This window comes from Protofrankia sp. CiP1_Cm_nod4, from assembly GCF_982290645.1.
The window spans coordinates 46,317-49,717 of the sequence record NZ_CEVIVC010000004.1 but is presented as its reverse complement, the minus strand read 5'-3'; the positions used below and the strand labels follow the sequence as shown (position 1 = coordinate 49,717).

General features: G+C 73.6%; 5 protein-coding genes. All 5 read right to left on the bottom strand.

Translation table 11 applies throughout. From position 1 onward, the window contains the following. Entirely contained in the window at nucleotides 1–1,185 is a 1,185-nt protein-coding gene (gene mltG / locus AC5LSR_RS02030; RefSeq protein WP_250292101.1) for an endolytic transglycosylase MltG, read from the bottom strand. Beyond that, nucleotides 1,182–1,676 (bottom strand): Holliday junction resolvase RuvX, encoded by a 495-nt coding sequence (gene ruvX, locus AC5LSR_RS02025; protein WP_250292103.1) that lies wholly within the window; start codon nucleotides 1,674–1,676, stop codon nucleotides 1,182–1,184. The genes mltG and ruvX overlap by 4 nt, the downstream gene beginning before the upstream one ends. Before the next feature lie 48 nt (nucleotides 1,677–1,724). Further along, the gene (locus tag AC5LSR_RS02020; RefSeq protein WP_250292105.1) at nucleotides 1,725–2,003 is read right to left on the bottom strand and encodes a hypothetical protein; all 279 of its coding nucleotides are present in this window, start codon (nucleotides 2,001–2,003) and stop codon (nucleotides 1,725–1,727) included. Beyond that, nucleotides 2,003–2,533 (bottom strand): DUF948 domain-containing protein, encoded by a 531-nt coding sequence (locus AC5LSR_RS02015; RefSeq protein WP_493464500.1) that lies wholly within the window; start codon nucleotides 2,531–2,533, stop codon nucleotides 2,003–2,005. Before AC5LSR_RS02015 ends, AC5LSR_RS02020 begins: the two co-directional genes overlap by 1 nt. Before the next feature lie 290 nt (nucleotides 2,534–2,823). Beyond that, on the bottom strand, nucleotides 2,824–3,401 hold a 578-nt coding region (locus tag AC5LSR_RS02010; RefSeq protein WP_493468091.1), incomplete at its 5' end, for an AAA family ATPase.

Here is a 3,401-nt window from a genome sequence, read left to right as displayed (position 1 = left end):
TCATGACCCGCCCTCGGAGCGGTAGCGGGCCAGTGCCTCCTGCCACTCCCGGTCCGTCGTCGCGAAGATGGTCACGTTCGACTTCGGCAGGGACACGAAGTACGTCCACGGCCCGTCGGCCGGGTGCAGGGCGGACTCCAGCGCCCACTTCCCCGGGTTGGAGATGGCCCCCGGCGGCAGGCCCGCCACCTTGCGGGTGTTGTAGGGGTTGTTGCTGGCGAGCTGGCTCTGGGTCAGCGGGCCCTCGTACTCGTCGAGGGCGTACCGGGTGGTCGAGTCCAGGTCGAGGCGGCGGAACCGGCCGGAGGTGTCGGCGAGCCGGTTGTAGATGACCCGGGCGACCTTCGGCCCCTCGTCCGGGTTCTTCACCTCACGTTCGATGATGGAGGCGATCGTGACGATGTCCTGAGGGGTGCGGCCCAGCGCGGCCGCGCCCGCCTCGATGCCGAGGCCGGCCGTCTCCGTCCTGAACCTGTCGACGAAGCCCTTGAGCGTGGCGGTCGCGGAGGCGCCGGGCCGCAGGTCGTAGGTGAAGGGGTACAGATAGCCCTCGACGCTGGCGGCGTACGACGGCAGCTGGAGCTCGCCCGGCCTCCTCACGATCTCCTCGAGCGCGGGGAGCGGCTGGCCGGTGCGTTCGGCCAGCGCCGTGAGCACCTGTTTGACCGTCATGCCCTCGGTGATAGTGAGCCGGAACAGGGTGTGGGACTTCACGTCCAGCAGCGTGGCCAGCGCGTCGGCCGCCCGCAGGTGCTGCCTGAGCCGGTAGAAGCCGGGCTGGATGGAACGTGACCGCTCGTCGGCCGCGGCCGCGTTGACGAAGGCGGCCGGTGTCCGCACGACCTCGGCGGAGGCGAGCACCCGGGCGATGTCCCGGGCGGTCGAGCCGGCCTGGATCTGGATGATGACCGAGCCGTCGCCGGGCCCGGAGTAGTCGATCGCCGACTCGCCGGCCGTGACGCGCCCGATCACCTTGCCCGCGCCGTAGATCCCGCCGCAGAGGACCCCGGCCACCACCACCAGGACCGCGATAAGCTTGTGCGCGGTACGGCCCCGCCGCCGGGCCCGGCCACGGCTGCCACGGCTGCCGTGGCTTCCACGGCCACCGCCGGTGGGCCTGCTGCGGTACGAGGCCCGGCTGCCTGACGCGTCATCGAGCAGCTCGTCGAGGTCGTCCCCGATCACGTGTCGTCCGCGCGGCGATCCGGCTCGCGCCGGGTGGCCACGGCGTCGGACGCCCCCGCGTCACGCGGGATGTCCAGGGCGGACTGCAGGATCTGCACCGCTGCCTCCTGGTCTACGACTGCGCGACGGTCCCGTGCGCGCAGGCCACGCTCGGCCATCCGGCGGTGGGCCACGACAGTGGTCAGCCGCTCGTCGACGAGCCGCACCGGGACAGGGGCGACCCGGGCCGCCAGCAGGCCGGCGTACGCCCGGGCCTGGCGGGCCGCCGGCCCCGGGAGGCCGGACAGCCGTGTCGGGAGACCCACAACGACCTCCACCGCATGACGATCCTGCACAATCATCGCAATCTCGTCGAGATCGCTGTTCAGCCGGGTGTCCCGTCGCAGCGTCGTCACCGGGAACGCGATCCTCGCGTCAGGGTCGCTGGCCGCGACCCCTATTCTGACTGTGCCCACGTCGATACCGACATGCACCCCCGCCCGGCGGCTCATCGCGGACCGCCGGGGCCGGCCGATGCCCGGGCCGGCCCCGGGACGCGCTCACGCGGAACGGGTACCGGCGATGCCCGAGGCGGCGGCACCGGGCGGGCCGCCGTCGGCACCGTGCGCGTCACCGGTGTCATCCAGCCCCAGAGCCTGACGAAGCTCATCCTCCCGCTCGGCCATCCCTTCCCGGACGTCGGCCAGGAAATCCTGCACCGACTCTACGAGGGAACCGGCGAGATGCTGCGGAGTGAGGGTGGACACGGCGCGGGCGGCACGCCGCACGGTCACCACTCCCACCGCCGCGCCGAGCGCGATGTAGAACAGCCGCGGCATCACGCGCTCCGGCTGTCGACGTCGGCCCCGCGCAGGGTGGCCGCCGGCGGCGCGGACGCGGCCGGGCCGGCGCGCCGGGCCGCCCGCCGGCTGGCCCGCTGCGCCGCCCGGTCCGCCTTGATCTCCGCCGTGATCCGTGACTCGATGTCGGCGCGGGCCCGCTTCGCCGTCGCCCGCCGGACCCCGTAGGAGAACGCCGCGACCCGCACGACCGGGCCGCCGACCGTCGCCGCGAACAGCGACGTGAGCGAGGAGATGTTCGTCGAGATCGTCTGTACGTTCGCCGTGATGGCGTCGACCCGGTCGAGCTCCTTGTTCACATGGCTGAGCGCCTGGTTCACCTCGTCCACGGTCGCGCCCGCCTGCCGCACACGCGCGGTGCCCTCGTCGATGGCCAGCCCGGTCTGGCGGACCCGGGCCGCCGCCTCGTCGAAGATCTTCCCGAGCTTGAACAACACGTAGCAGCCGAACAGGACGAGCACGGAGAACGCCCCCGCCGCGATCAGTCCCGCGATCGCACCACCGGACATGTGTGCCCTGCCTCCGCTGTCAGGGGCCGTGACCCGGCCACACTTTCGTGACAAGCCTTACCTTCGTGACAAGCCTTACCTTCGTGACAAACTGCGTGACCGAGCTCCGGGATTTCCGCGACCAGGCCCTCGCACCGGCGCCGCGACGGTGGCCTCCCCGACGGGCCGATGACGCGGATCACGTTTCTCCCGCGCCGCCGGGCCCGGGTCCTGGAACGCCGCGGGAGAGCACCCACGGCCCCCCGGACAACGGTCGACGGAGCGTCGAACTCGACGTTCCTGGAGTGACCCTACCGAGCGCGACCGGCTTCGTGGTCACTCGCCTCTGATGGCTCGTCCACATCTGCCCCGGTCCCAGCAGCCGCCCCGGTCCCAGCGGCCCCGGCGGCTGCGCTGCCGGGCGCGGCGGCTGCGCTGCCGGGCGCGGCGGCTGCGCTGCCGGGCGCGGCGGCGGTGGCGGACGTGCTTGCGGACGTGCTTGCGGATGCGGGGGCGGGGCTGCCGGGCACGGGGCCGGCGGTGGTGGAGCCGCGAAGGGCCTCGCGCAGGAACGCCAGCCGCTGTCCGGCCCGCTGCTCGAACCCGTGCCCGCTCGGCTGGTAGTAGCTCGCCCCCACCAGCGGGCCGGGGGCATACTGCTGGCCCACGACCCCGCCCGGATGGTCGTGGGGGTACCGGTAGCCGTCGCCGTGGCCCAGCCGGCCCGCCCCCGGGTAGTGCGCGTCCCGCAGGTGGGGCGGGACCGGGCCGGCACGCCCGGCGCGGACGTCGGCGACGGCCGCGTCGACCGCCCGGATGACCGCGTTGGACTTCGGCGCCAGCGCGAGATGGATCACAGCCTGCGCGAGCGCGAGCCGGGCCTCGGGCA